The organism is Macrococcoides bohemicum (genome assembly GCF_003259675.1).
Lineage (GTDB): Bacteria > Bacillota > Bacilli > Staphylococcales > Staphylococcaceae > Macrococcoides > Macrococcoides bohemicum.
This window is the reverse complement of the sequence record NZ_PZJG01000001.1, coordinates 481,297-505,460: the sequence shown is the minus strand read 5'-3', so window position 1 is coordinate 505,460 and position 24,164 is coordinate 481,297. Positions and strand designations below refer to the sequence as shown.

Sequence of the window (24,164 nt, the reverse complement as noted above, 5' to 3'; positions counted from 1 at the left end):
TCTCCTTTTTGTACATGTTAAACTATATTTATTATAACGAATGGAGGGAAAGACATGAAATTTAATACAACAAAAAGTGGTATAAAGTTTTCTGAAATGGGTTTCGGTGCCATGAATCTGCCTCAAGACGCACTTGATAGTCAATATATTCTCGACCAGGCAGTCGATCTCGGCATTACATACATAGATACAGCTGACCTATATCAAAAAGGACAGAACGAAAAAAATATCGGCCATTTCATTAAACATTCTAAAAAACGTGATCAGATTACTTTAGCATCAAAAGTTGGTAATCGATTTAATATGTTAAATGATGAAGTTGTTTGGGATCCTTCTAAAGCCCATATTACACAAAGTATACATGAAAGTCTAAAACGTCTTGAAACAGATTATTTAGATTTATATATGCTGCATGGCGGCATGATTGAAGATAATAAGGATGAAACCATAGAAACTTTTGAGCAACTGAAAAAAGAAGGCTTGATCCGTGCATATGGTATCAGTTCTATTCGACCAAATGTCATTGATTATTATTTAAAGCATAGTAATATTGATACGATAATGATGCAATTTAACATTATCGACAATCGTCCAACAGATTTAATAGCATCTATCCAATCAAAAGATGTGCAGGTTTTGGCTCGAGGCCCATTGATGAAAGGTCTTTTAACAGATAATCATGCTGAAATATTAGATAAAAAATTTGAAACGGGTACACTAGGTCTAACTCAGGAAGAATTAAGACAAAGTCTTGATGAAGCTACTACAATTGCGCCGTTACAACAGGCTGTATATCAATACTTAACATTATATCCTGTTGCTTCAATTGTAAATGGTGCATCGAGCGCTGAACAGTTACAGGCAAATGTTAAAGCATATACTACAGCAACAGAGCAGCCATTAGATGAACAGTCACTTATTAATATAGTTGAAGCATTCAAAAACTTACACTACGAGGATCATTTAGTATGAACAATAAAATACTAACAAGAACGTTACTCGGTGTATCACTCGCATCAGGTATTACTTCCAGCATCGTTGGATTGGTCGCTTCAAACTATGTCTTAAATTTTAAATTGCGTGACGTTGAAGTAATACGTCGACGTGAAATTAAGGCGAAACGATTGGATGTTGAAGCATTTAACGCAAAGCAACCGATTAATGTTACAATCCCTTCACGCAATGGCTACAACTTAAGTGCCACTGTTGTAAAGCCCTATGAACATAAGCACTGGATGGTATTCTGTCATGGTGTTACTGAAAATAAAATTACGAGCATAAAATATTTAAATATGTTTAATGAGTTAGGGTTTAATGGTATTATCTTTGATCATCGCAGACATGGGGAAAGTGGTGGTAATCACAGCACATATGGCTATTACGAAAAGACAGATTTAGAATCTGTTATCGCCTTTTTAAAAGAACAATATGGTTATGACATTACTTTCGGTGTCCATGGTGAATCAATGGGTGCAGTTACAACATTACTTTATGCTGGAGAATTAGCTAATGAAGCAGCATTCTATGTTTCAGATTGTGCATTTTCTAATTTTGCCCGATTATTGACACAAATCATAGAACAGAAATCATCATTCGGAAGTGGCATTGTATTATCAGCCTTAAATCAAGTACTGAAAATGAGAACACATTTTTCCCTGAAACAAGTATCACCGATAGATGTCATCCAAAATGTTGAACAGCCTATCCTGTTTATCCATTCTAAACCAGATGTATTTATTCCTTATACCCACTCGGTTGATCTTTATAATAAAAAGCGTGGACCTAAGATGCGCTGGTATCCAGAACATGGTGGGCATGCTGCAAGTTATAATGTCAATCCCATTTCCTATAAGAACAAAGTGGAACATTTCTTAACGACATTTGACTTATTGCCACCGAAGCCTGGCAATGCGCAAAATAAAGCAAATGATAAACATAAAATAAAAAAGAAGAAATAACAATGAAAAAATAACAAGTGTATCATACACCTGTTATTTTTTTGTCATAAAATATTTTTTAAATATCTTTTCAAGCTTTCTCGGTGCAAGGCCATAAATCTTCAATCCAGAATCCATCCAAACCGGAAGATTAAGCTCCGTTTTTCTATCGATCATGGCATTTACTATTTGCATGCTTAACTGGTTAACATCAAGCTGTACCCGCTCTGCTAACTGATTCATCGGTTTACCTTTGTTAGCTTTCTGAATAAATTGTGTATTGACAGGTCCGGTATTAACAGTTAAAAAATGAATGTGACTTTGTTCTAACCTTAATGCGTTCATCACCTGATTTATACCTGATTTTGAAGCGGCATATATTGCACCAAAAGGCGTAGTTACTTTACTTGATAGACTACCAATCGTGACAACCATACCTCCTGGATTCATTTTAAGTAAAACATGTTTCGTAAGAATGACGGTCTGCGTTAAATTGACATGTATCATATCTGCTATGACGTCGTCATCTTGATTAATTAATGGACCATATTCTGCAAAACCAGCGCAATTAATTAAATAGTCATATGTGCCTTCGATTTCTATACTTTTTATAAAATGAGAAAAATGTTCTGAATCTATCATATCGACACTGTAAACCTTAAGTCTGTCAAAATCTTTTTTTAGTCTATCTAATTGTTCAATACGTCTGCCAACAGCCGTGACATGAACGCCACGCGCTAATAATAATTCAGTAATCTTTAAGCCAACACCACTTGTAGCACCGGTTATTAATGCTCTTTTGCCAATCAATCTAAGCACCACATTTCTATAAATATGATTTATTTTATGTCAAAATTGTGTTTTACCCATTACAATCTTATAATAATAATAATAACAAAGATTCCAGGAGGCATGTGACATGAAGATTGTATTTTACGGCTCAGGTAATATGGCCAGCGCAATATTTACAGGATTGATTGAAAGTAATACCGTAAAAGGTGAAGATATATTTCTAACAAATAGAAGTGACATTGAAGAATTAAAAAGATTAAACAGCACATTAAATACACAATATAGCTATGACGATAATGAACTGTTATCAAATGCTGATTTTGTATTTTTAGCTGTTAAGCCTCATGACTTTGTTTCACTTGTTGAGCGTATTCAACCTCATCTCAATACACATAATAAGTTTGTTTCAATGATGGCTGGCGTACCAATTAATCAAATCAAAACTAAGCTTCAAACATCAAATCCAGTCGCACGTATCATGCCCAATACTAATGCACATGTTCAACAATCAGTAACTGGAATATCTTTCTCAGATAATTTCGAGGAAAGCGATAAACAAACGTTATTCAATCTACTCAATGCGTTTGGAACATCTATTGAAGTTGAAGAAGATTCATTACATGATGTTACCGCAATCACAGGTAGTGGCCCTGCCTTTTTATACTATATGTATGAACAGTATATCAATGCTGCAAATCAACTTGGCTTATCACATGAAGACACTGATATTGCGGTACGTAAATTGATTATCGGTACTGCAAGAATGCTTGAAAATAGTGAACTGTCTCTTGATCAGTTACGTGAAAATATCACTTCAAAGGGTGGTACAACGAAGGCAGGACTGGATGCTTTAGCGAAACACCCTATCGAAGAAATTTTTGTAGATTGCTTGAATGAAGCTTTAAATCGTAGTAAAGAATTAGGAAAATAATACAAATATAAATATAATAATAAATAACTATAACAACAAATTAATAATGCGCGCTCAGCTAATTGAGCGCGCATTGTTTATATTTCAAAATTATCAAAGTCCTTCACGATTTCAAATACCATTTCCGGATATTTATGCTGTATTACATCTTTCAATAATGCAATATCCTGTAAATCATAACGATTACTCACATGATTAATCAATACTTTTTTCGCATGCGATTCTGCAACAAGTTTTGCTACGTCATCAATATGACTATGGTAATATTGATGACTCAAATCCAGATCACCATCTAAATAAGTACTTTCATGTACTATAACATCCGCATTATTTGCCAGATCTATTTCTGCCTCACAGGGCATTGTGTCGCCAAATATCGTAATAATCTTACCAGGTTTATTTGGATTTCGATAGTTTTTCGTTTCATAAATGATACCATCTACCTCAACGAATTCCTGCGTTTTAAACTGTTGATAAATTGGACCCGGCTGAATGCCTGCTTCAATCAGTTTTTCAGATATTAGATTACCCTCTGTGTCTGGAAACTGGATACGATATCCAAATGAATCTATGCCATGTTTTAACATTCCTACATTCACCTTTATCTGATCGATATATAAGACGTCTCCATCAGCAATTTCGATGATTTCAAGCGGATAATTCAAGTGAGAACCTGAAATTAACAGTGTCGTTTCGATATATGCTTTAATTCCTTTTGGACCAAATACTTTTAAAGGTTTATTTTCTCCACCTTGAAAACTTCTTGATGTGAGTAGACCCGGTAATCCAAAAATATGATCACCATGCAGATGTGTAATAAATATATGATCCAGCTTTCCAAGTTTAATATTTGTATGTAATATCTGATGCTGACAAGCTTCACCGGCATCAAATAACCAGAACGTATTATTTAACGGTGCAAGAGAAAGTATGATCGTTTGTGTATTTCTTTCTTTAGTTGGTAAACCTGCACTCGTTCCTAAAAAAGTTATTTTCATTTTTCTACCACCTTTTATTTCATCACGTCATTATAGCATGTTTTATTTGTTTTTTTAGGCATTGTATGAAAAAATAAAATAGACTTTAATAGAATCGAGGTATTTATTTTGGAAATTGAAAAGCAAAATATCCCCTGTTTAATAACAATTTTTGGTGCAACAGGTGATTTAAGTCACCGCAAGTTATTTCCATCGTTATTCCACCTTTATCAGCAAGATAACTTGAATGAGCATGTTGCAATCATTGGTATTGGACGACGTGACTGGACAAATGAAACATTCAGAGCAGAAATCAAATCATCTATCGAAAAATTCGTTAAAGATACACATAAAATTGATGAATTTATGGAACATGTTTATTACCAGTCCCATGACGTAAATAATAAAGAAAGTTATGATGCGCTGCTAACACTATCTGAATCTTTAGATGCACAATATAACTTAAATGGTAACCGTCTATTCTATTTAGCAATGGCACCAGAATTTTTTGGTACTGTGTCAGATTTCTTAAAATCTAGCGGACTGACAAAAACAAAAGGATTTAAGCGATTAATTATTGAAAAGCCTTTCGGTAAAGATCTCGCCTCTGCTGAAAAACTAAATAATCAGTTAAGAAAATCGTTTAAAGAAGAGGAAATTTATCGAATTGATCATTATCTTGGTAAAGATATGGTACAGAACATCGAAGTAATTCGATTTAGCAATGCAATGTTTGAACCGTTATGGAATAATAAATATATCTCAAATATTCAAGTCACTTCTTCAGAAATTTTAGGTGTTGAAGACCGTGGTGGCTATTACGATACTAGTGGCGCTTTAAAAGATATGGTACAAAATCACATGTTACAAATTGTTTCACTTCTTGCAATGGAGCCTCCTATTTCATTATCATCTGAAGATATTAGAAATGAAAAAGTAAAGGCACTCCGTTCTATCCGTAAAATTCAGCCTGAACACGTAAGAAGCTATTTCGTTCGAGGACAATATGATGTCGGTGAAATAAACGGTGAAAAAGTAAAACGATATCGTGATGAAGAAAATGTAAATCCAGAAAGTAATACACCTACATTTGTTGCCGCTAAAGTTATGCTCGATAACTTTAGGTGGGCAGGTGTTCCCTTCTACATTCGTACCGGTAAACGTATGAAGGAAAAAGAAATACGTGTTGTTGTTGAATTTAAAGAAATGCCGATGAATCTATATTATCAAAAAGATAATCAGCTAGATTCCAATTTACTTGTCATAAATATTCAGCCTAATGAAGGAATAGAACTTCATTTAAATGCACGTAAATATATCGAAGGTATCAATACTGAACCAGTTAAATTATCATATGCGATGACGACACAAGATAAGATGAATACTGTCGATGCATATGAAGGATTAATTTATGATTGTCTAAAAGGCGATGCCACTAACTTTACACACTGGGAAGAATTAAAGGCAACATGGAGTTATGTAGATACTGTTGCTGAATACTGGGATGCACATCCTGCTCCATTCCCGAATTATCAGGCTGGATCTAACGGCCCTGTAAAAAGCGATCTGTTATTAAGTCGAGATAACTTCCACTGGTGGGACGTATAATATAAATCTTAAAAAAGAGGCTGGGACAGAAGTGTTCTGCCGCAAGCAAAAACCGGACAATACTAATAAATCGCTCTTTGATTTATAGTTTTTGTTCGGTTTTTGTCGTAGGGGCAACTTCTGTTCCGCCGTTTAAGCTGTTAAACAGAAGAGGGTTAAGACTTATGTCTCACCCTCTTTTTATTGTGCCATAATTGTGTTAATATTTGAATTATGAATAAATTTATACGATCATCTTTTGAACTTTACACAGAGCAGGATTTCGATACATTGCTCAATATAAAGACTAATCCTTATATTGAAACTTTTACAAATCATCATTCTAATCGGTACGAACCAACTATTTATCGTGATTTATTATCATTATATAACATGATGAAAGAAGACATAACTAAAGATGCATTATTAGTAGATTTTGGCTCTGGACTAATGCGTGTACCAATCTTCACTAATTATGTATTCAAAATAAAAACGATAGGTATTGAACTTAATAAGCAGCTATACTTAAAAAGCCTTGAAAACATTAAAAATTATAGCTTATTACATCATCAAGAAAATGATGTTACTGCTCAAAATATTAATGCATTACAGTATCAATTTAATGGTGAAGAGACACATTTATTTTTCTTCAATCCTTTTTCTGTATTCGTATTTCAAAAAGTTATGGAAAACTTAATGACATCATCTATTGAAAAATGTGATATCATTCTGTATTATGCAAAACCTGAATATGAAGTATATTTACAGGATATCATTCATTTCAATCTGAAATATCATATTCCTTTGCAACATATAAATAATGATCCATCAGAAAAAATAAATATCTATGAATACACGAAATCTATTTAAAGCAACTTTAAGGAAGATGTGACTTATGAATAATATTGACTTAATGCAGAAAACAATCGTATATATTGAAGATCATTTATTTGAACCTTTTCAATATGAAACAATCGGTACATATTTAAATGAAAATCCGATGCATGTAAATCAAACATTTACGATGATTGCCGGAATGAATATAGAAGAATATATACATCATCGTAAGATGACCGAGGCCGCTAAAAAGTTGTTAAATGGTAATTACCGTCTCGTTGATATCGCAAACCAATTTGGCTATCAGACGGCACATGAATTTAGTACTGCTTTTAGCGAACACCATCAAATTTCACCGATTCAGGTTAGAAGTAACCCTGAACAATTAAGAATGGTAGAACGACTCTACATTCAGCTATCTGTGACGACGAAGCCTCCGATGCCTTATAAAATGCAGACGATGGATAGTTTCAGAATTGTAGGAATACAAGAAATCGTTTCATTTAATGAATTAGGTAATCATTTTCTTATCCCGGATATCGTCTATGAATTAAAAGAAAAAGAAGAAATTAAATCATTATTATCATTTAGCTCAGACAAAAAAATTTATGTGGTTGTTCAACCTAATGCAAATGATATAGAAATATTTGTAGGAGTGAAGTCAGAACGTACTTTTGATTATGAAAGCAAACAAATCTATAACGGTGATTACGCTAAATTTGAATCTCGTGGAAAGCTTGATTATGTATTCAATGAAATTTGGCAATCTGTTGAAAAACAAGTAGACTTTAATATTCACTACGAACGCAATAGTCAGTATATTTATATTTTTCCTGATGATATGGATTTTGATAATAGCTTCAATAAAGTTGAACTTTGGATACCAACATTATAAAAAGCTCGCAAGAGAAAATTCTTGCGAGCTTTTTGATATACAACATAATTATTTCCAGTCTGTATGGAATACGCCTTCTTTATCTTTACGTTCATAAGTGTGCGCACCGAAATAATCACGTTGTGCCTGTATTAAATTTGCAGGTAAATCTTTTGATGTGTAAGAATCAAAATAATTAATTGCTGCTGCAAAACTTGGTGCTGGTGTACCTGTAGTGATTGCAGTCGCAGCAACTTTACGTAAACTAGTTTGATACTTTTCTACAACATCTTTGAAGTATGGGTCTAATAATAAGTTTTGTAAATCTGTGTTATTATCATATGCTTCTTTAATCTTTTGTAAGAATTGTGCACGAATAATACAACCTTCGCGCCAGATCATTGCTAAATCACCTAACTGTAAGTTCCAGTTATAAGCTTCACTTGCTGCTCTCATTTGAGCGAACCCTTGTGCATAGCAACAAATTTTACTCATATACAATGCTTCACGAATTGCTTCTAAGAATTCAGCTTTATCGCCTTCAAAATTTGTTTTATTTGAATTGATATTTTCACTTGCAACAATTCTTTCATCTTTTTGACTAGAGATGAAACGTGCAAAGACACTTTCAGTGATTATCGTTAATGGCTGACCTAAGTCTAATGCGTTAATTGAAGTCCATTTACCTGTACCTTTTTGTCCGGCTTTATCCATGACTTTTTCAACGAGTGGCGTACCATCTTCATCTAATTTCTTAAAGATATCAGCTGTGATTTCGATTAAGTAGCTATCTAGTTCGCCTTCATTCCATGATTTAAATGTATCCGCGATTTCATCATTTGACATAGCTAATACATTTTTCATTAAATCATAACTCTCAGCGATTAATTGCATATCTGCATATTCAATACCGTTGTGTACCATTTTAACATAATGACCGGCACCATCCGGACCAATATAGGCAACACATGGTTTGCCGTCTTCAGCTTTAGCAGCAATAGATTCTAGAATAGGTCTAACAAGTTCATATGCCTCTTTTTGACCACCTGGCATAATTGAAGGACCATGTAATGCACCTTCTTCACCACCTGAAACACCCGTACCGATGAAATTGAATCCTTTTTCTGAAAGATATGCATTACGACGAATCGTGTCGTTGTAGTTAGTGTTACCACCATCGATTAAAATATCGCCTTGATCTAATAATGGAATTAAGCTTTCGATTGTTGCATCTGTTGCTTCCCCAGCTTTAACCATCATCATGATTTTACGTGGCTTTTCAAGGCTATTTACGAATTCTTCTAGAGAGTAAGTTGGGAAAATATTTTTACCAACTGATTCTTTCATCATCTCTTCAGTTTTTTCCTTTGAACGGTTAAATACCGAAACAGTATTCCCGCGTGATTCTATATTCCATGCTAAATTTTTACCCATTACAGCCAAACCAATAACGCCTATTTGTTGTTTACTCATAATATACCTCTTTCAAATGAATTTTCATGATAATTATAGCACATGTCTATAATGTTTGAACTAAACAAGCTTAATGATTTCAATTACCTGTTCAGTTAATTTATTTAATTCATCAATCGGCATCTTTTCATTTACCGTATGAATATCCTGATAGCCGACAGCTAATACTACAGTCGGAACAAACTTGTTAATAAAGTTAGCATCACTACCTCCACCGTTTGGTACAACTTCTGGTGTTCTACCTACACGTTCAGCTGCTTGACTTGCAATCTCGATTACTTTGCTTGATTTATCAATATTAAATGATGGATAATTTACTTTAACCTCTACATCAGCTTTCCCACCGAGTTCTGCTGCTGCAGTAAGAATTGCTTCTTTCATATGTGCAACTTGTGCCTCCATTTTACTATCAACTAGACTGCGCGCTTCTGCAACAATATAACATTTTTCAGCAACGATATTCGTTCTTGAACCTCCTTCAATCGTACCGATATTAGCAGTCGTCTCTGCATCTATTCTACCTAGCTTCATATTGCTTATTGCACGAGAAGCGATGTTTATCGCACTTACACCGTTTTCCGGTGCTACACCAGCATGTGCTGTAACACCTGTAATTTCAATATTAAGGGTCGCATTTGATGGCGCCTGGTTTACAATTGTACCAACTTCACTACCCGCATCCAGTGCATACCCTAGTTTCGCATTTAATTTAGATCCATCTAATACACTAGCACCAATTAAATGAGATTCTTCTCCAACTGAAATAACTACTTCAATATCACCATGTGGGATTTGTTCTTCATTAATCGTTCGAATCGCTTCAATCATTGCAGCAATCCCCGCTTTATCATCAGCACCAAGAATCGTAGAGCCATCTGTATGAATAACATTATCAGTAATAATCGGATTAATGCCATTACCGGGCGTAACAGTATCCATATGACAAGAAAGTAATATTGTCTCCTGATCTGTTGTGCCTTTTAATTTCATAATTAGATTGCCCGCACCAAAACCTGTCTTACTTTGTGTATCGTCTTCAGTGACTTCAAAGCCAAGCTCTGAATATAATGTTTTTAAATGATTTGCAATCTCACGTTCATTACCACTCTCGCTATCAATCTTTACAAGTTCAATAAAAGTATCCACTAATCTTTGCTGGTTCATTTACAACACTCCTTAAAATATTATTTATATTTATCGTACCAAACAACTGTTCATCAATAAAGGATAAGACGTAAAATCGATTATTTGATATAATAAATAAAATGCTCTTAAGAAAGGAAGTACAGAATGAATAACAAAACAGCACGCAAAGTCTTTATTATCGTCTTACTTGTATTAATCGTTGCAGCATTAGTGCTTAGCGCTGTATTACCATATCTTAATATGTAAAAAACGTTGAGAAAACCTTCTCAACGTTTTTTTAATACATCTTTAAAGAGCCAAATTTAGATTTTATCATTAAATAACTTTCTATTTCTTTAAGCAGCTGAATTGCGGCAGAACGAGATTTCAATCGCTCATGTGAATCCGGTAATGGATAATTATCTAAATCCAGCATTATTTCATATAAATCATGTAATCTTATTGCAGTAAAATTATTGCTCGTTATATTATTTGATAAATCCTCTAACAACCCGCTACACTGCATATGTAGCTTATCTTTACAGCTTATTTCATTAATCAGGTGTGTCATACGTGCCAAAAGCTCAAGTTGGGATTCACGCATATCAAAATAATGATAATATGAATTATCATTACGTGAAAAATGATTCTCTACTTCCATATAGGCAAGTGACTTCGCACGTTCAATCGTTTCATGCAGCTTATCAATATCATTTGTGTTCAATACAATTTCAGGATGCTTTAACGCATCACTCAATCGGCTGACAATAACCTGAAATTCCATCTCTATCGCACGTTTATAACCATGTAATGTATTGTTGTGATTCGGCATATAAAGATTTAAAATTAAAGCGATGCCCATGCCTACACAAAGTAATAGAAATTCATTAACAGCTAATGCCCAGTCAATATGACCTGAATTAAAGCAATGTAGAATGATAACGATACTTGTGACCACACCTTCTTGTATACCGAACATTACTGTAACAGGAATAAACAGTAAGACGAGGATACCGAGGACAATCGGATTAAAGCCTAAATTCATAAAGAAAATATATGAAAACAAAATACCAAGCAAGCACGAGAAAAATCTCGCACTTGCAGCTTCTAAAGATTTTACTTTTGTATTCTTCACACAAAGAACGACTAAAATAGCAGCAGATGAGAAATTCTCGAGACCCATCATCTTACAGATGATTACGCCGAGAGACATACCGAAAGCAGTCTTAATCGTACGCGAACCAATCTTATAAGGCTTAATCTTCATGAATGAATTAACGTTCCTCACAATGCTCTTCAAATAAAGCTTGAATGTTTGTAATAACACTCATTGGATCGTGACCTTCTATTTCATGTCTTTCGATCATTTTTACAATCTTACCATCTTTAAGTAAAGCAAATGATGGACTACTTGGTGGATAACCTTCAAAGTAATCACGAGCTGTTTCAGTCGCTTCTTTATCCTGACCAGCAAATACAGTTACTAATTGATCAGGTAATTTATCATAATGTAATGCATGTGCTGCAGCAGGACGAGCGATACCGCCAGCACAACCACAAACAGAGTTGACCATGACAAAAGTTGTACCAGGTTTATCAAACGTTTCTTTAACCGCTTCAGGCGTTGTTAACTGTTTGTAACCCGCAGTTTCGATTTCTTGACGTGCATTGTTTACGAAATCTTCCATAAACATATTAAAATTCATATCCATTGATATAACACCTCTTCTAAATTGATACAACTATCATAACGAATAAAGACCGTGAAATCTAGTGATTAATTCGTGAATATAAAAAGATGTAGATAATATATAGGTTATTGATTGCTGGTAACGTATTACCTACTATTTTTTATTAGCGATTGTTCGTTTACTTATGAGTCAACGTATTATTTCTTTAACATAACTACAATTATTCGTTTGCAAACTTACTCAATAATATATAACCGAAGTATAATGGATAAAATATAGGATTAATTATTGAGCATCCCTATTTTATTGACATACACACCGCGCTTCATTACTATTTACAGTAATCTTAAAGGAGGTATCCTTATGCCTAATACATTTCAAATCAGACCAATCCAACAAAAAGATAATCCCATCATCCATAAAATCATTCAAACGTCTCTTGAATCGTTCAACTTAGATATCCCTGGATCAGCATACTTTGACCCAGAACTAGCACAACTATCATCATATTATGGTGAACGTAAATATGCACAATACTGGATAGCAGAGCAAAATGGAGAAGTTTTAGGTGGTGTTGGCATTGCCCCATTCAGTGAAGATGGGACGATATGTGAACTTCAAAAACTATATATCTTAGAATCTTCACAAGGGAAAGGTATTTCTAAACTATTAATGGATCAAGCATTAGCATTTGCATCAAACCATTATAAAGCTTGTTATTTAGAAACAATGGGTAAACTAGAAGTTGCATGTATGCTCTATGAAAAGTATGGCTTTCAATTATTAGAACAACCAATCGAAGGCAGTGACCATTCAGCAATGGATCGCTGGTATATAAAATCACTATGAAAAGAATAATCTATTTCCTCATCTTCATCATATCAATCATGCTCATATTTATGAATCACGATAAACTCTTCCAAAAATATGAACAGATAAAAATAGAACTTATGCCAGATCCGATGGCTATAAACACTTATGATAAAGGTCAATGTACCTATTATGTATTTGATAAAGTAAAGAAAGACGGCAACATGATAGAACGATCATGGCGTGATGCAAAGTATTGGGCGAAGCTTGCTAAACAAGATGGATATAATGTAAACCATTCGCCACGAAAAGGTGCGTTACTTCAATCACCAAGAGGCACGCAAGGTCATGTAGCATACATTGAGCATGTATATCAAAACGGTAATGTAAAAGTTTCAGAGATGAATTATACACAGCCATATGAAATAACAGAGCGTATTATATATAATAAAAATTTATTCAGATATAAAATTATCCATCCTAAGATAAATCCAAAAAAGTCACCTCAATCTAAAGTCGATTGAGGTGATTTTTTCAAAGTAATCTTTTCAATTTTAACATTAAATAAATGCATAACATATATACTATCCCTGAAGTGATATACACCCACTGAATAGGAACTACTTCTGCGTAAACTCCAATTGATATAATTGAAATCAAATATCCAAATTCTATAATCGTTGATTTAAATGCTGTAAGTAGAGTGATATGTTCTTTTGGGATCTTTGAAATGATTAGTGTTTCCTGCAAAATATCTTTAGTTTGAAATACGAGTCCCATAATAAAAATTAGCAAAACAGAAATAACAGGTATTTTTATAGTACCAAAAATTATGACCGTTATGACATATACGATTTGGCAAATGATAATGGTATATAAATTTAGCGTTGATAACTTCTTAAATTTATATATTACAATTGCTCCTATCATCGTTCCTGCAAAGTATGCAGCATTAAAGTAACCCCACCAGGATGTATCCTCATTCAAAAACTCTTCTATAAACGCTAATTGAATCGCACCAATCCAAATTGTCCCAATTAAGGCTTCAATAAATTCAATAAATGTTAATTGCCTTAATACAGGAAAACTAAACAATAATCGATACCCTTCAACTATACTAGTAGTCGTTCGATGTTGTAATTCAATCAACTCTTTTTTATTAATTGGAATCATAAAAATGTTAATAAAAGCAATAACGAAAAACAAAAGAGTAATTGACATAACAAAAACCACATTTGTCATTGCGAGTATCCATCCTGCAATGATATATCCAGAAAACATAATTGCCTGGTCGAATGAAGAGATTCCTGCAATGACTTTTGCGACTTCATTTTCATCAAATACATTTTTTATTAAAGTGTTTTTTAATGGATAGAACATGCCATTAAAAAAAGAAATTAAAGTAGTAAGAATATATATGATTAATAATACTTTTAAATTCATAAACACTAACATCAATAATAAAAATATCATCTGTGCAGATGTATTTATTAATAATATTTGTTTAATCGTATATTTCTGAGTGAATTTTTGAATAAAAAACTTACTTATCATTTTAGCAATGAGATTTAAAAATGTTGTTAAACTTGCTAGAAAAGTTGATTGTGTTAATTGATAAATGAAATATGTAATTGAAACATTATAAAAAATAAATCCAGCACTAAATGAAAGCTGGATTAAAAGAATATTGTAATAAATTCTAGACATATTTTCTCTCCACATTATTATTATATTTAACAATAATTATAAAGAATATTCAGATTAATCGCTATCGGTCAATGTGATGATTTAGTTATTAGTATGTAAAATTTATCATAACATGATTTTACACTTAAAGATGTCAATAATAAACTATTCTTCAAACTCTCTTACTTTTACACCTTTTGTCGTTTCATCTCTTAATTGAATCAACATGATAAAACAAATAACGATTAAGCTTGCGGGTATCATAAACGGTAAATAAAATAAAAACTCATTATCATGAACTCTTACCAAATAATAAACGAAAAACATCCAGCATGCATTTAAAAATAAAATAAATAGTTTGTCTCCAAAATTCATATTGTTTCACCTCATTATTTATTATTGATCGATACGAATATAATATGCCTGCAGCACTAAGAAAAATAATTATATATAGAAGTTATTATACGTTTTGTGATAGTCATCTTCATCCCTCCTCGCGTGCTAAATTGATATTACCATAGTTTAACACTTAATTATATATATTATATAATTAACTTAATATGACAGTAATTAAATAAAAAAATCTATCCAAAACTTTGGATAGATTGGTAATATATATATTCTTTCGTAAAATAATTACTGAATTGCATTCCAGACTTTCTTAGCCACACCTTTTGGCGATTGTGGATTTTGTCCGGTAATGATATTACCATCATGCACGACTTTCGATGCCATTGGTAATACCGCTTTTTTATAATTCGCACCCTTCTTCTTAAGCTCATCTTCTAATAGAAATGGTATTTTATTAGTCTTTCTTACTATTTGTTCTTCTAGATTAGAGAATCCGGTTAACTCTGTATCTTTCAAACGATTTTCCTCAAAGTTTAGTAAAGCTGCTGCACCGTGACATACAGATGATATCACTTTCATGTCTTTATCCATTTCTTTAAGAATTCGAGAAATATCTTCATTATCAACAAAATCAAACATAGTACCATGTCCACCAGTGAAGTAAACTGCGTCGTATTCACTTACATCCGCTTCGTGAATAGACTTTGTATTATCTAATAATTTCATAAACTCAGGATCTTCCATATAGTTTTTAGTCTTATAATCTAACATCAAAGTACTCACACTAAATGGATCAATCGGTACTTTACCACCTTTAACACTGTATAAATCTATCTCAACTTCTTTGTCTTTAAAATAATCATAGAAATGAACAAGCTCGCCTAACCATAAACCTGTCTTTTCCTCTAAACCTTTATAATGATCTGTATTTGTATTAATAATCATAATTTTTTTCATCTTTATTTCTCCTTTTAATCCGTATTAACATTCTATACCCGTTTAATAAAACTATTAGCAAACATTTTTATTTATATTTTTTGACTATATTTTACAATTATGTTTTAATTGGTTTCAAGAACTTTTAAGAACGGAGTTTTAAAAATGATAAACATCACAGGAAAATATACAAATGCAGTTATCATGACAGATAACATTGAAGACGCTGCCAGAAATAGAGTTCAGAATATGACGAACCTTGATTTTCTATCTGGCACTAATATTGTGATGATGCCTGATGTACATGAGGGAAAAGGTTGTGCGATTGGTACATCGATTCTAATGAACAAATCTAATGCCAATATTCCACCTGCATTTATCGGTGTGGATATTGGTTGTGGGATGATGAGTTATCCATTAGGTAAACTTGATAATATTAACTTTCCTGAACTTGATCAGTATATAACTGATAATATTTCAACATATCCAAGAACCAATGAACTAAAAAATCCTGTATTTAATAATATACCTCAAGAAATTACAGCTATTATTTTAGATAATTTAAAAGAAATTCAAACATCTTTACTGTTTCAAAATGTAAATATGATTCAATTAATCAATTCAGTCGGAACTTTAGGCGGCGGTAATCATTTTGTTGAGATCGGAAAGAACAAATCTGATGAATATTACCTTACGATTCATTCTGGTAGCCGCTTCTTAGGGGCTAAGATAGAAAAACACTATCAGGACTTAGCTAAAGAGAGTCATAAAAATATTGATGTTGCACCTATCATTAACATCTTAAAAGAACAGAATAAACATCATGCTATTCAACCGATGATAAAATTTGTAAAACAACTGAATCAGGAAAATCATTATGATGAAGAAGTTAGCTATCTTAAAGGTGAAAGCTTATTTCATTACATCAATGATATGACAGCTGCATGCCGCTTCGCAGAAACGAGTCGTTTAATGATGACAGCCGTTATCCTCAATTACTTTGGAATACAGATGGATAATACAAAAATCATAAATTCACCTCATAATTTTATCGAAGTAAAAGAAGAAGAATATTTAATTCGTAAAGGTGCATGTGATGCGAGTCTTGATAGAGATGTTGTTATTCCGATCAATATGCGTGACGGAATCATTATCGGGAAAGGTAAAGGTAATCCAGAGTGGAATTATTCTGCGCCACACGGTGCAGGACGCGTGTTATCTCGTTCAAAAGCCAAACAGACACTCAACTTAGAAACCTTCGAAAAACAAATGGAAGGCATATATAGTAGTACAGTTATGGAAGACACTTTAGATGAAGCACCTGATGCGTATAAACCGATTGATGAGATAATTAAGCATATTCATGACTCAGTTGAAATTATTGACATCATTAAACCAGTATATAATCATAAAGGTATTGAAACACCTAAATGGTGGCAGAAGAAGAAGTAAATACTTATTTAGGAGATGTTATTATCAAATATTTAAGCTATAACAATCCAAATTTAGATAAAATGAATTTAGTACCCCCTGTTCTTTCACTCATTATCTCACTTGCATTCGTCTTAGTTAATATTCGTACACTAAGCATAAGCGATGAATTATGGGTTAAAATTGCAGTTACTATTTCGCTAATAATCTTTGTAGCTTTTACAATTGTCAATATAATAACGATCTATCTCATTATTAAAAAAAGTACCAATAAAAAATAAAGTAAGTGTCATTATACGACACTTACTTTATTTTTTGTATGAAATGATATAGTTTATCGATATCGTCTAAATGTTGATTACACACATTACTATCATGACAAATATAGTCACCCTTTTTCGTATATGTTCCGTCACTATTCGCTTTTGTCTTATTTAAGAATAAAGAAACATCAGATTCATGCTGACAAATCGAACAAAATCCCTTCACTTTGGTTGGAGCTAGTTCTCCGTAGACACTCTGAAAAGCACCCTTATCATCCTTATAGACAATATACTTACGATTTGCAGAATAGTCATTCCATCCAAGATAGCTCATCATCTGAAGATCATATTGATCACTTGGTGGTGTGTTTAATTTTTTAACCTTTTTGAATAACTTCTCTACTTGTTTAGCTGAAGGCATTTCAAAAGGTTCTACAAACTGTTTCATTTCTGAAAGCATCATAGCAGCTTTCGTCTTGGAAAGCCGAATATCATCAAGTTTAGTAATAGACTCACTAGCATCTATGCCATTCACAATGTAAATCGCTCGAATTTCGTCTAATATAATATTTTTTTGTGCTTTATTCGTCGTTGGATCATTTGTTTTATAAATCTTAAGTAACTGATTCACATTATTCATAACTTGCGCAAATTCATATGCTTTTATCATTATATCTATACCTCACTTTAATGATTTGAGTATAGCATAAATATAAAAATGATAGTAAAAATTAAAGTTGATGTGCGCATCTCCAATTTCGATAAGAATTGTTAGTTCGAATTTGGAGTTCTACCAATTTCAGATTGATTTTGCCTGCCGAATTTGGGGTTTCACCAATTTCAAATTCTATTTCTTTTTATTGATTGTCAAAAAAATAATTCTCATTATAAAATTTGAATTATAAAAAATTAATATTGTAATTTTCACAATTATCTTATATATTATATCTAATAATATAAAAACGGCATTGATGAGAAGATTTAATTCATAAAATAGAGAGCTTCGGTAGCTGAAAAGAAGTAACGAATTAAAGGATGACTCTAAGCTTCGCAAAGAAAGTTTGTATGAGTAGATTGCGACGTATCCAGCGTTATTGGATTAAAGTTATTAACTTTACGAGGTATATTATGTGAGTAATATACGAACTTAGGTGGTACCACGAATATAATATTTCGTCCTAATCGCATTTTGCGATTGGGACTTTTTTTATGGAATATAAGGGGGAGATTTAGAATGACAGTATTTATTGGAGGAGCATGGCCATATGCAAATGGTTCTTTGCACATTGGTCATATCGCAGCACTATTACCTGGAGACATTATTGCAAGATATTACAGACAAACTGGTGAAGATGTTTTATATGTGTCTGGAAGTGATTGTAACGGAACACCTATTGCAATACGTGCGAAACAAGAAGGAAAGACCACTCGAGATATTGCAGATATTTATCATCAGGAATTTCAACATTGCTTTAATCAATTAGGTTTTACTTATGATTTATATACTAGAACAGATTCAATCGAACATCATAACGGCGTAAAGTCATTATTCTTAAAATTATATGATAATGATATGCTCTATCAAAAAACGAGTGAGCAAGCGTATTGTGAACATGATCAGCAGTTCTTACCTGATCGATTGGTTGAAGGTGAGTGTCCTAATTGTGGTGCAAAAGCACGAGGTGATCAGTGTGATCAATGTTCAGCAATACTCGATCCACTAGATTTAATCAATAAGCGTTGTAAATTGTGTGGCAACGAACCTGTAATTAGAGAAACAAATCATTTATATTACAAATTTAGTAGGCTTCAGGAACAACTTGAAAAGTATTTTAAAGAAAAAAGTACAAAATATCACTGGCGTCAAAATGCATTAGCACTCACTGAAAGATATTTAAATGAAGGTATACCTGATCGTTCTGTAACACGTGATTTACCTAATGGTGTTGATGTGCCGATCAAAGGATTTGAAGATAAAAAGATATATGTTTGGATTGAAGCGGTAGCTGGATATTTAACAGCATCAGAAGCATGGGGAAAACTAAATAATCAGGATTACCAACAATTCTGGATGAAAGAAACAAAAACTTATTATATTCATGGAAAAGACAATATACCATTTCATACCGTAATTTGGCCATCAATTCTAATGGGTGCAAATATTGATGGGTTGCCACAATCAATCGTATCAAGTGAATATATGACTTTGGAAAAACGAAAAATATCAACCAGCCAGAATTGGGCAGTCTGGATACCGGATTTAATAGAACGATATCACCCTGATATGATTCGCTATTTCTTTACAATCAATGCACCAGAATCTCGAGATGCAGATTTTTCTTTTAGAGAATTTATTTATAGTCATAACAGTGAACTTCTTGGTGCATTTGGTAATCTGGTTAATAGAACATTTAAGTTTCTGGAAAAATCATATGATTTAGAAGTCCCTCAAACTGAAATTGATAAAAGTATTAAAAATGAATTACATTTACTTTATCAAAAAGTTGGGCAATTAATAGAAGAAGCTAAAATTAAAGAAGCGTTAGAATTAATATTTGAATCTATAAGAACATATAATAAATACTTTGACCAACAACAGCCATGGATTACATTTAAAGAAGAAAAAGAAAAATGTGATGAAACTTTAGCTACATGTGTATTTATTATTCAAAATTTAAGTCAATTATTGAATCCCTTCCTCCCATTTAGTGCAGAAAAACTAAAAGATATGCTGGGAATAGAAACATTAGAATGGCATGTAATCGAGGTTTTACCAAAAAGACTTGCATCTGTTTCACCATTATATGAACGAATAGATGTTCAGCAAATCGATGAAGAAATAGAAAGATTAAATGAATCCAACGCGAACTAACGTTCGCAGAAAATAATTTTACCTATTATAATATATCATGTAGTTTAGTTTATGATGGTGGCTAGCCATAAAGGGGTGATGCTTATCGTTTTACTTTTGGTGTTATCCCCAGAAAGGATAAGCATGACTATTTATGAAGCATTGATATTTGCACTACTTTTTGCAGATATCATGCTATGTGTCATAGAAGTCAGTAAAAACGATAAAAAATAACCACTCATAAGCTTTGACCGAGCTGAGTGGTAGTAGTTTGATATCACTATAAAGGCTGGTCACCGTCTAAACGGATCTACAAGGGGAGTGTTGCTACACTCCTCTTTTCATTTACATTTTAATATTTAATAAATGATAAATCAAAAGTTTTAAATTCTGTTGACATTTAAAAGGAAATTCTATCAATAACTAAATGTAGTGTTTTCATGAATCACATTAATTTGAGGGTATTTTTGATATAGTATTTCTTTATAATATTTTTCAATATATTTATCTTTATATTCATTTGTCTGATATTCTATGTTACCATCTGAATCTGGATTAAATTTAAAATTAGACATATCAATATCAAGAAACTCAAAAAGTTGTGTCGATCCTTTTTCAACTGCCAAATGATGTGCCAACCCCTCAATATCTGAAATTAATTCTTCATTACTGAACAAACTATCTTTTGGGATATCTGTAATTGTTAAAATATAAATTTCATTTGCTTCAAATATAAAAACTTCTAAAAATGTATTCATATATTCTGTACCTTCAAATACATTACCAGGATACATATACCATCGTTCTAAATTAGCAAGTCTTAAATTTCTTGTAAGAGTCATAATATTCTACCCACCTCAGCTGATTAATATTTATTTCATTAGCCTTTCTATATTACTTTCATTTTCCATCTATCTTCATTTATCCTAATCGAACTTATATAAAATTTATTATTTGTTAGTATATCAACCATAATATAAGTTGCAAATTTACATTTATCAGAAAGATGTTTCATCTGATAATCTATCAATTCAAAATCGCATTCAACTTTGTTTTTTATAACTAAACATCAGCATTTTAATTCTCCATTATATTTAATGATTATTTCACCCATTATGTACTATCATTAATTCTATCTAAATTCTCTTTGCTATTTCCAAACCTATAAAGAATTTATCCATATTATGATTAGCGTCACTTAAGCCGTCAATCTCGTATTCATTTTCTGCAAGTACATCACCCGTTGCCAAAAAGTTATAGAGTTCAAACCCATGGAAGTCACTAACAGCTTGAACACCTGCAAGTTCCATTTCGACTGCAATACATCCATCGTTTTTGCGCACTTCAACATTATTTTTAGTTTCTCTCATCATAGCATCAGTTGTCCATACCCTACCTTGCACATAAGGTAATTCTAATATATCAAATATTTCAGCTACTTTTTTACTATTATTAATTTCAATATAATCATCTGCTTTTGCATAATGATAAGACATACCTTCATCTCGATAACTTTCCGTTGGAATCACAAATTTATTATCCGTCTTTTCTTTATCTAAACTACCTGCTGAACCTGACATTATAAACTGAGTAGCACCAGTTAACCAGTTAGCTTCTATACAAAATTGAGCCGCTAATGTTGATCCAATACCACTTAAATAAAATCCAATATCTTTGCCTTCATGAATAAATTTATATATTGGATAACTACCGTTACAAACATGAATCTCAGCAATCTTTTCACAGTTATATAAATCAATAATTTTGTCATAAATATTTTTAGATCGTCGATTGTAAAATCTCTTGAATTAAATTCTTATAATCTTCATATATACCAATCGAATTAAATTGTTGTATTACATGATCTTTCGGAACGAAACCTTTATCTTTTAAACCATTAGTATATTTAACTAAATATGTTGGCGCGTCTTTCATAATCCAATTTTCTCTATATAATCTATAAACTTTCTCTCACTAATTACATTAGCCAATCTATCTTCCATGGGTTTATTTATTATAGTCATGGGTTTGGACGATTTGGTGACAGCAATTTTGTATTATCTGTTTTCATTGCCTTAATTTTCTTTGTGGTACAAATCTTATTGAGCAGTATATATTTTAAATATGGTCCGCTTGAATATATCATTCGTGTGGTGACTTATTGGTCGTTTCACCCTAAAAGAAAATTACAAAATTAATTTTAGTGATATTTAAAAACAGGTATGCTCAAAATTCTGAGCATACCTGTTTTATTAACCTCTACGTCTAGAAAGCAAAGAATGTTCATTTAAACTAAATGTACTACGTACACGCATCATTTGATCAATACGTTCTTCAGCTAAACGTTCTGCTGCTAATGCTGTAGAAATGTTATCGCGTTTCGCGATTTCAAATACTTTATCCATCTGATCATAGATTTCATTTACTTTTTTCATTGCACGATCTTGGTTGTAGCCGTTTAACTCATCAGCTACATTAATAACTCCACCCGAGTTTACAACAAAGTCAGGTGCATAGATAATGTTTCTTTCTTTAAGCATTGCTGCGTGTCTTTCCATGTCTTTCAACTGGTTATTAGATGATCCACATACTGCTTTAACTTTCAATTGTGGAATTGTGTCATCATTAAGAATTGCTCCTAATGCACATGGTGCAAAGATATCCGCTTCAACTGAGTAAATTTCATCAGGTTTCACTGCTGTTGCGCCAAAATCATTTACCGCTCTATCAATTGATTCCTGGAAGATATCCGTAACGATTAATTTCGCACCTTCTTCATGTAAATATTTACATAAAGTATAAGATACATTTCCTACCCCTTGTACAGAAATTGTCTTACCTGCTAAACTATCATCACCGAATGCTTCTTTCGCCGTACGTTTCATCGCACGATAAACTCCTAATGCTGTCATCGGACTAGGATTTCCACTAGATCCGTAGCTTTCTGATAATCCTACGACAAAGTCAGTTTCTTCATGAATAATGTCCATATCAGTAACTGTTGTACCAACGTCTTCAGCTGTAATATATCGTCCGTTTAAACTTTGAATATAACGACCTAATGCTCTAAATAAAGCTTCTGATTTATCTTTCTTAGGATCTCCGATAACAACTGTTTTCGCGCCACCTAAGTTAAGTCCTGCTGCTGCATTTTTATATGTCATTCCACGTGCTAAACGTAATGCATCTTCAATTGCTTCTTCTTCTGTTTTGTATGGCCACATTCTGCATCCACCTAATGCTGGTCCAAGTGTTGAATCATGGATCGCGATAATCGCTTTTAATCCACTTGCATTATCCTGGCAGAATACAACTTGCTCATAGTCATATTGTTCTAAAGTCTTAAAAATCATTTTATTTCCCCTTTTCATAAAATAATTATTATTTTAACACTTCCTATTTTACATTAAATATTATGTTTATAAAACAAAAATATTCATTATTAAATTTATTTCTGTATATTTTAGTTCGATTTCCGATATATTATTATTATATTCTATTAAATTTTTATGTACTTCAACAAACTAAAGCGCTTACAACATGCTATTTGAACGTATTTTAGATTTTTTTTATTCATCATTTTCATCTCTTATTATATTTATATAATAAATT

General features: G+C 32.4%; 27 protein-coding genes. 13 read left to right on the top strand and 14 right to left on the bottom strand.

The features are described from left to right. Nucleotides 1-54 precede the first annotated feature (54 nt). Both BHX94_RS03365 and BHX94_RS03360 read left to right on the top strand, forming a co-directional pair. On the top strand, nt 55-972 hold the full coding sequence (locus BHX94_RS03365; protein ID WP_111744895.1) for an aldo/keto reductase: 918 nt from the start codon (nt 55-57) through the stop codon (nt 970-972). Further along, a complete protein-coding gene (locus BHX94_RS03360; protein ID WP_111744894.1) occupies nt 969-1,958 on the top strand; it encodes an alpha/beta hydrolase in 990 nt (329 codons plus the stop codon). The genes BHX94_RS03365 and BHX94_RS03360 overlap by 4 nt, the downstream gene beginning before the upstream one ends. A 33-nt stretch (nt 1,959-1,991) precedes the next feature. Here BHX94_RS03360 and BHX94_RS03355 read toward each other — a convergent pair whose 3' ends face one another. Next, nucleotides 1,992-2,747, bottom strand: a complete 756-nt coding sequence (locus tag BHX94_RS03355) for an SDR family NAD(P)-dependent oxidoreductase (RefSeq protein WP_157742176.1) — start codon at nt 2,745-2,747, stop codon at nt 1,992-1,994. A 109-nt stretch (nt 2,748-2,856) separates the two neighbouring features. Between BHX94_RS03355 and proC the strand changes: the two genes are divergently transcribed. Next, a complete protein-coding gene (proC, locus tag BHX94_RS03350) occupies nt 2,857-3,660 on the top strand; it encodes a pyrroline-5-carboxylate reductase (protein WP_111744893.1) in 804 nt (267 codons plus the stop codon). Nucleotides 3,661-3,737: 77 nt separating this feature from the next. Here proC and rnz read toward each other — a convergent pair whose 3' ends face one another. Continuing rightward, nucleotides 3,738-4,658, bottom strand: coding sequence for a ribonuclease Z (gene rnz, locus BHX94_RS03345; RefSeq protein WP_111744892.1), 921 nt, complete (start codon nt 4,656-4,658; stop codon nt 3,738-3,740). A 108-nt stretch (nt 4,659-4,766) separates the two neighbouring features. On the opposite strand from rnz, the gene zwf reads away from it, so the two are divergent. The 3 genes from zwf to BHX94_RS03330 all read left to right on the top strand — a co-directional run bounded on the left by zwf (nt 4,767) and on the right by BHX94_RS03330 (nt 7,956). Further along, nucleotides 4,767-6,245: a glucose-6-phosphate dehydrogenase gene (gene zwf, locus BHX94_RS03340; RefSeq protein WP_111744891.1), complete on the top strand. Its 1,479-nt coding sequence runs from the start codon at nt 4,767-4,769 to the stop codon at nt 6,243-6,245. Nucleotides 6,246-6,458: 213 nt separating this feature from the next. Continuing rightward, a complete protein-coding gene (locus BHX94_RS03335) occupies nt 6,459-7,094 on the top strand; it encodes a hypothetical protein (protein WP_133353232.1) in 636 nt (211 codons plus the stop codon). A gap of 25 nt (nt 7,095-7,119) precedes the next feature. After that, complete coding sequence (locus BHX94_RS03330) at nt 7,120-7,956, top strand: effector binding domain-containing protein (protein ID WP_111744889.1); 837 nt, start codon at nt 7,120-7,122, stop codon at nt 7,954-7,956. Nucleotides 7,957-8,004: 48 nt separating this feature from the next. Here the strand turns inward: BHX94_RS03330 and gndA are convergent, their stop codons facing one another. Continuing rightward, complete coding sequence (gene gndA / locus BHX94_RS03325; protein ID WP_096076409.1) at nt 8,005-9,408, bottom strand: NADP-dependent phosphogluconate dehydrogenase; 1,404 nt, start codon at nt 9,406-9,408, stop codon at nt 8,005-8,007. A 60-nt stretch (nt 9,409-9,468) separates the two neighbouring features. Beyond that, nucleotides 9,469-10,572 carry a M20/M25/M40 family metallo-hydrolase gene (locus BHX94_RS03320; RefSeq protein ID WP_111744888.1) on the bottom strand — a complete coding sequence of 368 codons (1,104 nt, stop codon included), beginning with the start codon at nt 10,570-10,572 and terminating at the stop codon, nt 9,469-9,471. A gap of 126 nt (nt 10,573-10,698) precedes the next feature. On the opposite strand from BHX94_RS03320, the gene prli42 reads away from it, so the two are divergent. Further along, nucleotides 10,699-10,800 carry a stressosome-associated protein Prli42 gene (gene prli42, locus BHX94_RS12790; protein WP_157742174.1) on the top strand — a complete coding sequence of 34 codons (102 nt, stop codon included), beginning with the start codon at nt 10,699-10,701 and terminating at the stop codon, nt 10,798-10,800. A 31-nt stretch (nt 10,801-10,831) separates the two neighbouring features. Here prli42 and BHX94_RS03315 read toward each other — a convergent pair whose 3' ends face one another. Continuing rightward, nucleotides 10,832-11,800, bottom strand: a complete 969-nt coding sequence (locus BHX94_RS03315; RefSeq protein WP_111744887.1) for an aromatic acid exporter family protein — start codon at nt 11,798-11,800, stop codon at nt 10,832-10,834. Between the two features lie 7 nt (nt 11,801-11,807). Continuing rightward, complete coding sequence (locus BHX94_RS03310; protein ID WP_111744886.1) at nt 11,808-12,245, bottom strand: BrxA/BrxB family bacilliredoxin; 438 nt, start codon at nt 12,243-12,245, stop codon at nt 11,808-11,810. A gap of 342 nt (nt 12,246-12,587) precedes the next feature. Here BHX94_RS03310 and BHX94_RS03305 point away from each other — a divergent pair, with 342 nt between their 5' ends. Then, nucleotides 12,588-13,073, top strand: a complete 486-nt coding sequence (locus tag BHX94_RS03305) for a GNAT family N-acetyltransferase (RefSeq protein ID WP_111744885.1) — start codon at nt 12,588-12,590, stop codon at nt 13,071-13,073. Nucleotides 13,074-13,123: 50 nt separating this feature from the next. Then, nucleotides 13,124-13,558 carry a CHAP domain-containing protein gene (locus BHX94_RS03300; protein ID WP_242446643.1) on the top strand — a complete coding sequence of 145 codons (435 nt, stop codon included), beginning with the start codon at nt 13,124-13,126 and terminating at the stop codon, nt 13,556-13,558. A 10-nt stretch (nt 13,559-13,568) separates the two neighbouring features. Here the strand turns inward: BHX94_RS03300 and BHX94_RS03295 are convergent, their stop codons facing one another. The 3 genes from BHX94_RS03295 to BHX94_RS03285 form a co-directional block, all read right to left on the bottom strand. Then, complete coding sequence (locus BHX94_RS03295) at nt 13,569-14,741, bottom strand: MFS transporter (protein ID WP_165958563.1); 1,173 nt, start codon at nt 14,739-14,741, stop codon at nt 13,569-13,571. Between the two features lie 144 nt (nt 14,742-14,885). After that, nucleotides 14,886-15,095, bottom strand: coding sequence for a hypothetical protein (locus BHX94_RS03290; RefSeq protein WP_111744882.1), 210 nt, complete (start codon nt 15,093-15,095; stop codon nt 14,886-14,888). 261 nt (nt 15,096-15,356) lie between these two features. After that, nucleotides 15,357-16,028: a type 1 glutamine amidotransferase domain-containing protein gene (locus BHX94_RS03285; RefSeq protein ID WP_111744881.1), complete on the bottom strand. Its 672-nt coding sequence runs from the start codon at nt 16,026-16,028 to the stop codon at nt 15,357-15,359. 144 nt (nt 16,029-16,172) lie between these two features. Between BHX94_RS03285 and BHX94_RS03280 the strand changes: the two genes are divergently transcribed. Next, nucleotides 16,173-17,459: an RtcB family protein gene (locus tag BHX94_RS03280; RefSeq protein ID WP_111744880.1), complete on the top strand. Its 1,287-nt coding sequence runs from the start codon at nt 16,173-16,175 to the stop codon at nt 17,457-17,459. Beyond that, entirely contained in the window at nt 17,438-17,719 is a 282-nt protein-coding gene (locus BHX94_RS03275) for a hypothetical protein (protein WP_101035272.1), read from the top strand. Before BHX94_RS03280 ends, BHX94_RS03275 begins: the two co-directional genes overlap by 22 nt. Nucleotides 17,720-17,741: 22 nt before the next feature. Here BHX94_RS03275 and BHX94_RS03270 read toward each other — a convergent pair whose 3' ends face one another. Next, nucleotides 17,742-18,371: a FusB/FusC family EF-G-binding protein gene (locus tag BHX94_RS03270; RefSeq protein WP_111744879.1), complete on the bottom strand. Its 630-nt coding sequence runs from the start codon at nt 18,369-18,371 to the stop codon at nt 17,742-17,744. Between the two features lie 564 nt (nt 18,372-18,935). On the opposite strand from BHX94_RS03270, the gene metG reads away from it, so the two are divergent. Beyond that, nucleotides 18,936-20,573 carry a methionine--tRNA ligase gene (metG, locus tag BHX94_RS03265; RefSeq protein WP_111744878.1) on the top strand — a complete coding sequence of 546 codons (1,638 nt, stop codon included), beginning with the start codon at nt 18,936-18,938 and terminating at the stop codon, nt 20,571-20,573. A gap of 395 nt (nt 20,574-20,968) precedes the next feature. Here metG and BHX94_RS03260 read toward each other — a convergent pair whose 3' ends face one another. The 3 genes from BHX94_RS03260 to BHX94_RS12785 all read right to left on the bottom strand — a co-directional run bounded on the left by BHX94_RS03260 (nt 20,969) and on the right by BHX94_RS12785 (nt 22,487). After that, nucleotides 20,969-21,394 (bottom strand): hypothetical protein, encoded by a 426-nt coding sequence (locus BHX94_RS03260; protein ID WP_101035269.1) that lies wholly within the window; start codon nt 21,392-21,394, stop codon nt 20,969-20,971. Nucleotides 21,395-21,688: 294 nt separating this feature from the next. Continuing rightward, nucleotides 21,689-22,288: a nucleoside phosphorylase gene (locus tag BHX94_RS03255; RefSeq protein WP_275068261.1), complete on the bottom strand. Its 600-nt coding sequence runs from the start codon at nt 22,286-22,288 to the stop codon at nt 21,689-21,691. A gap of 43 nt (nt 22,289-22,331) precedes the next feature. Continuing rightward, nucleotides 22,332-22,487: a hypothetical protein gene (locus BHX94_RS12785; RefSeq protein ID WP_170120741.1), complete on the bottom strand. Its 156-nt coding sequence runs from the start codon at nt 22,485-22,487 to the stop codon at nt 22,332-22,334. A 17-nt stretch (nt 22,488-22,504) separates the two neighbouring features. On the opposite strand from BHX94_RS12785, the gene BHX94_RS13175 reads away from it, so the two are divergent. Further along, on the top strand, nt 22,505-22,750 hold the full coding sequence (locus BHX94_RS13175; RefSeq protein WP_111744876.1) for a DUF418 domain-containing protein: 246 nt from the start codon (nt 22,505-22,507) through the stop codon (nt 22,748-22,750). Between the two features lie 54 nt (nt 22,751-22,804). On the opposite strand, the gene BHX94_RS03245 is transcribed toward BHX94_RS13175, so the two are convergent. Continuing rightward, nucleotides 22,805-23,905: a Glu/Leu/Phe/Val dehydrogenase dimerization domain-containing protein gene (locus BHX94_RS03245; protein ID WP_111744875.1), complete on the bottom strand. Its 1,101-nt coding sequence runs from the start codon at nt 23,903-23,905 to the stop codon at nt 22,805-22,807. Nucleotides 23,906-24,164 lie beyond the last annotated feature (259 nt).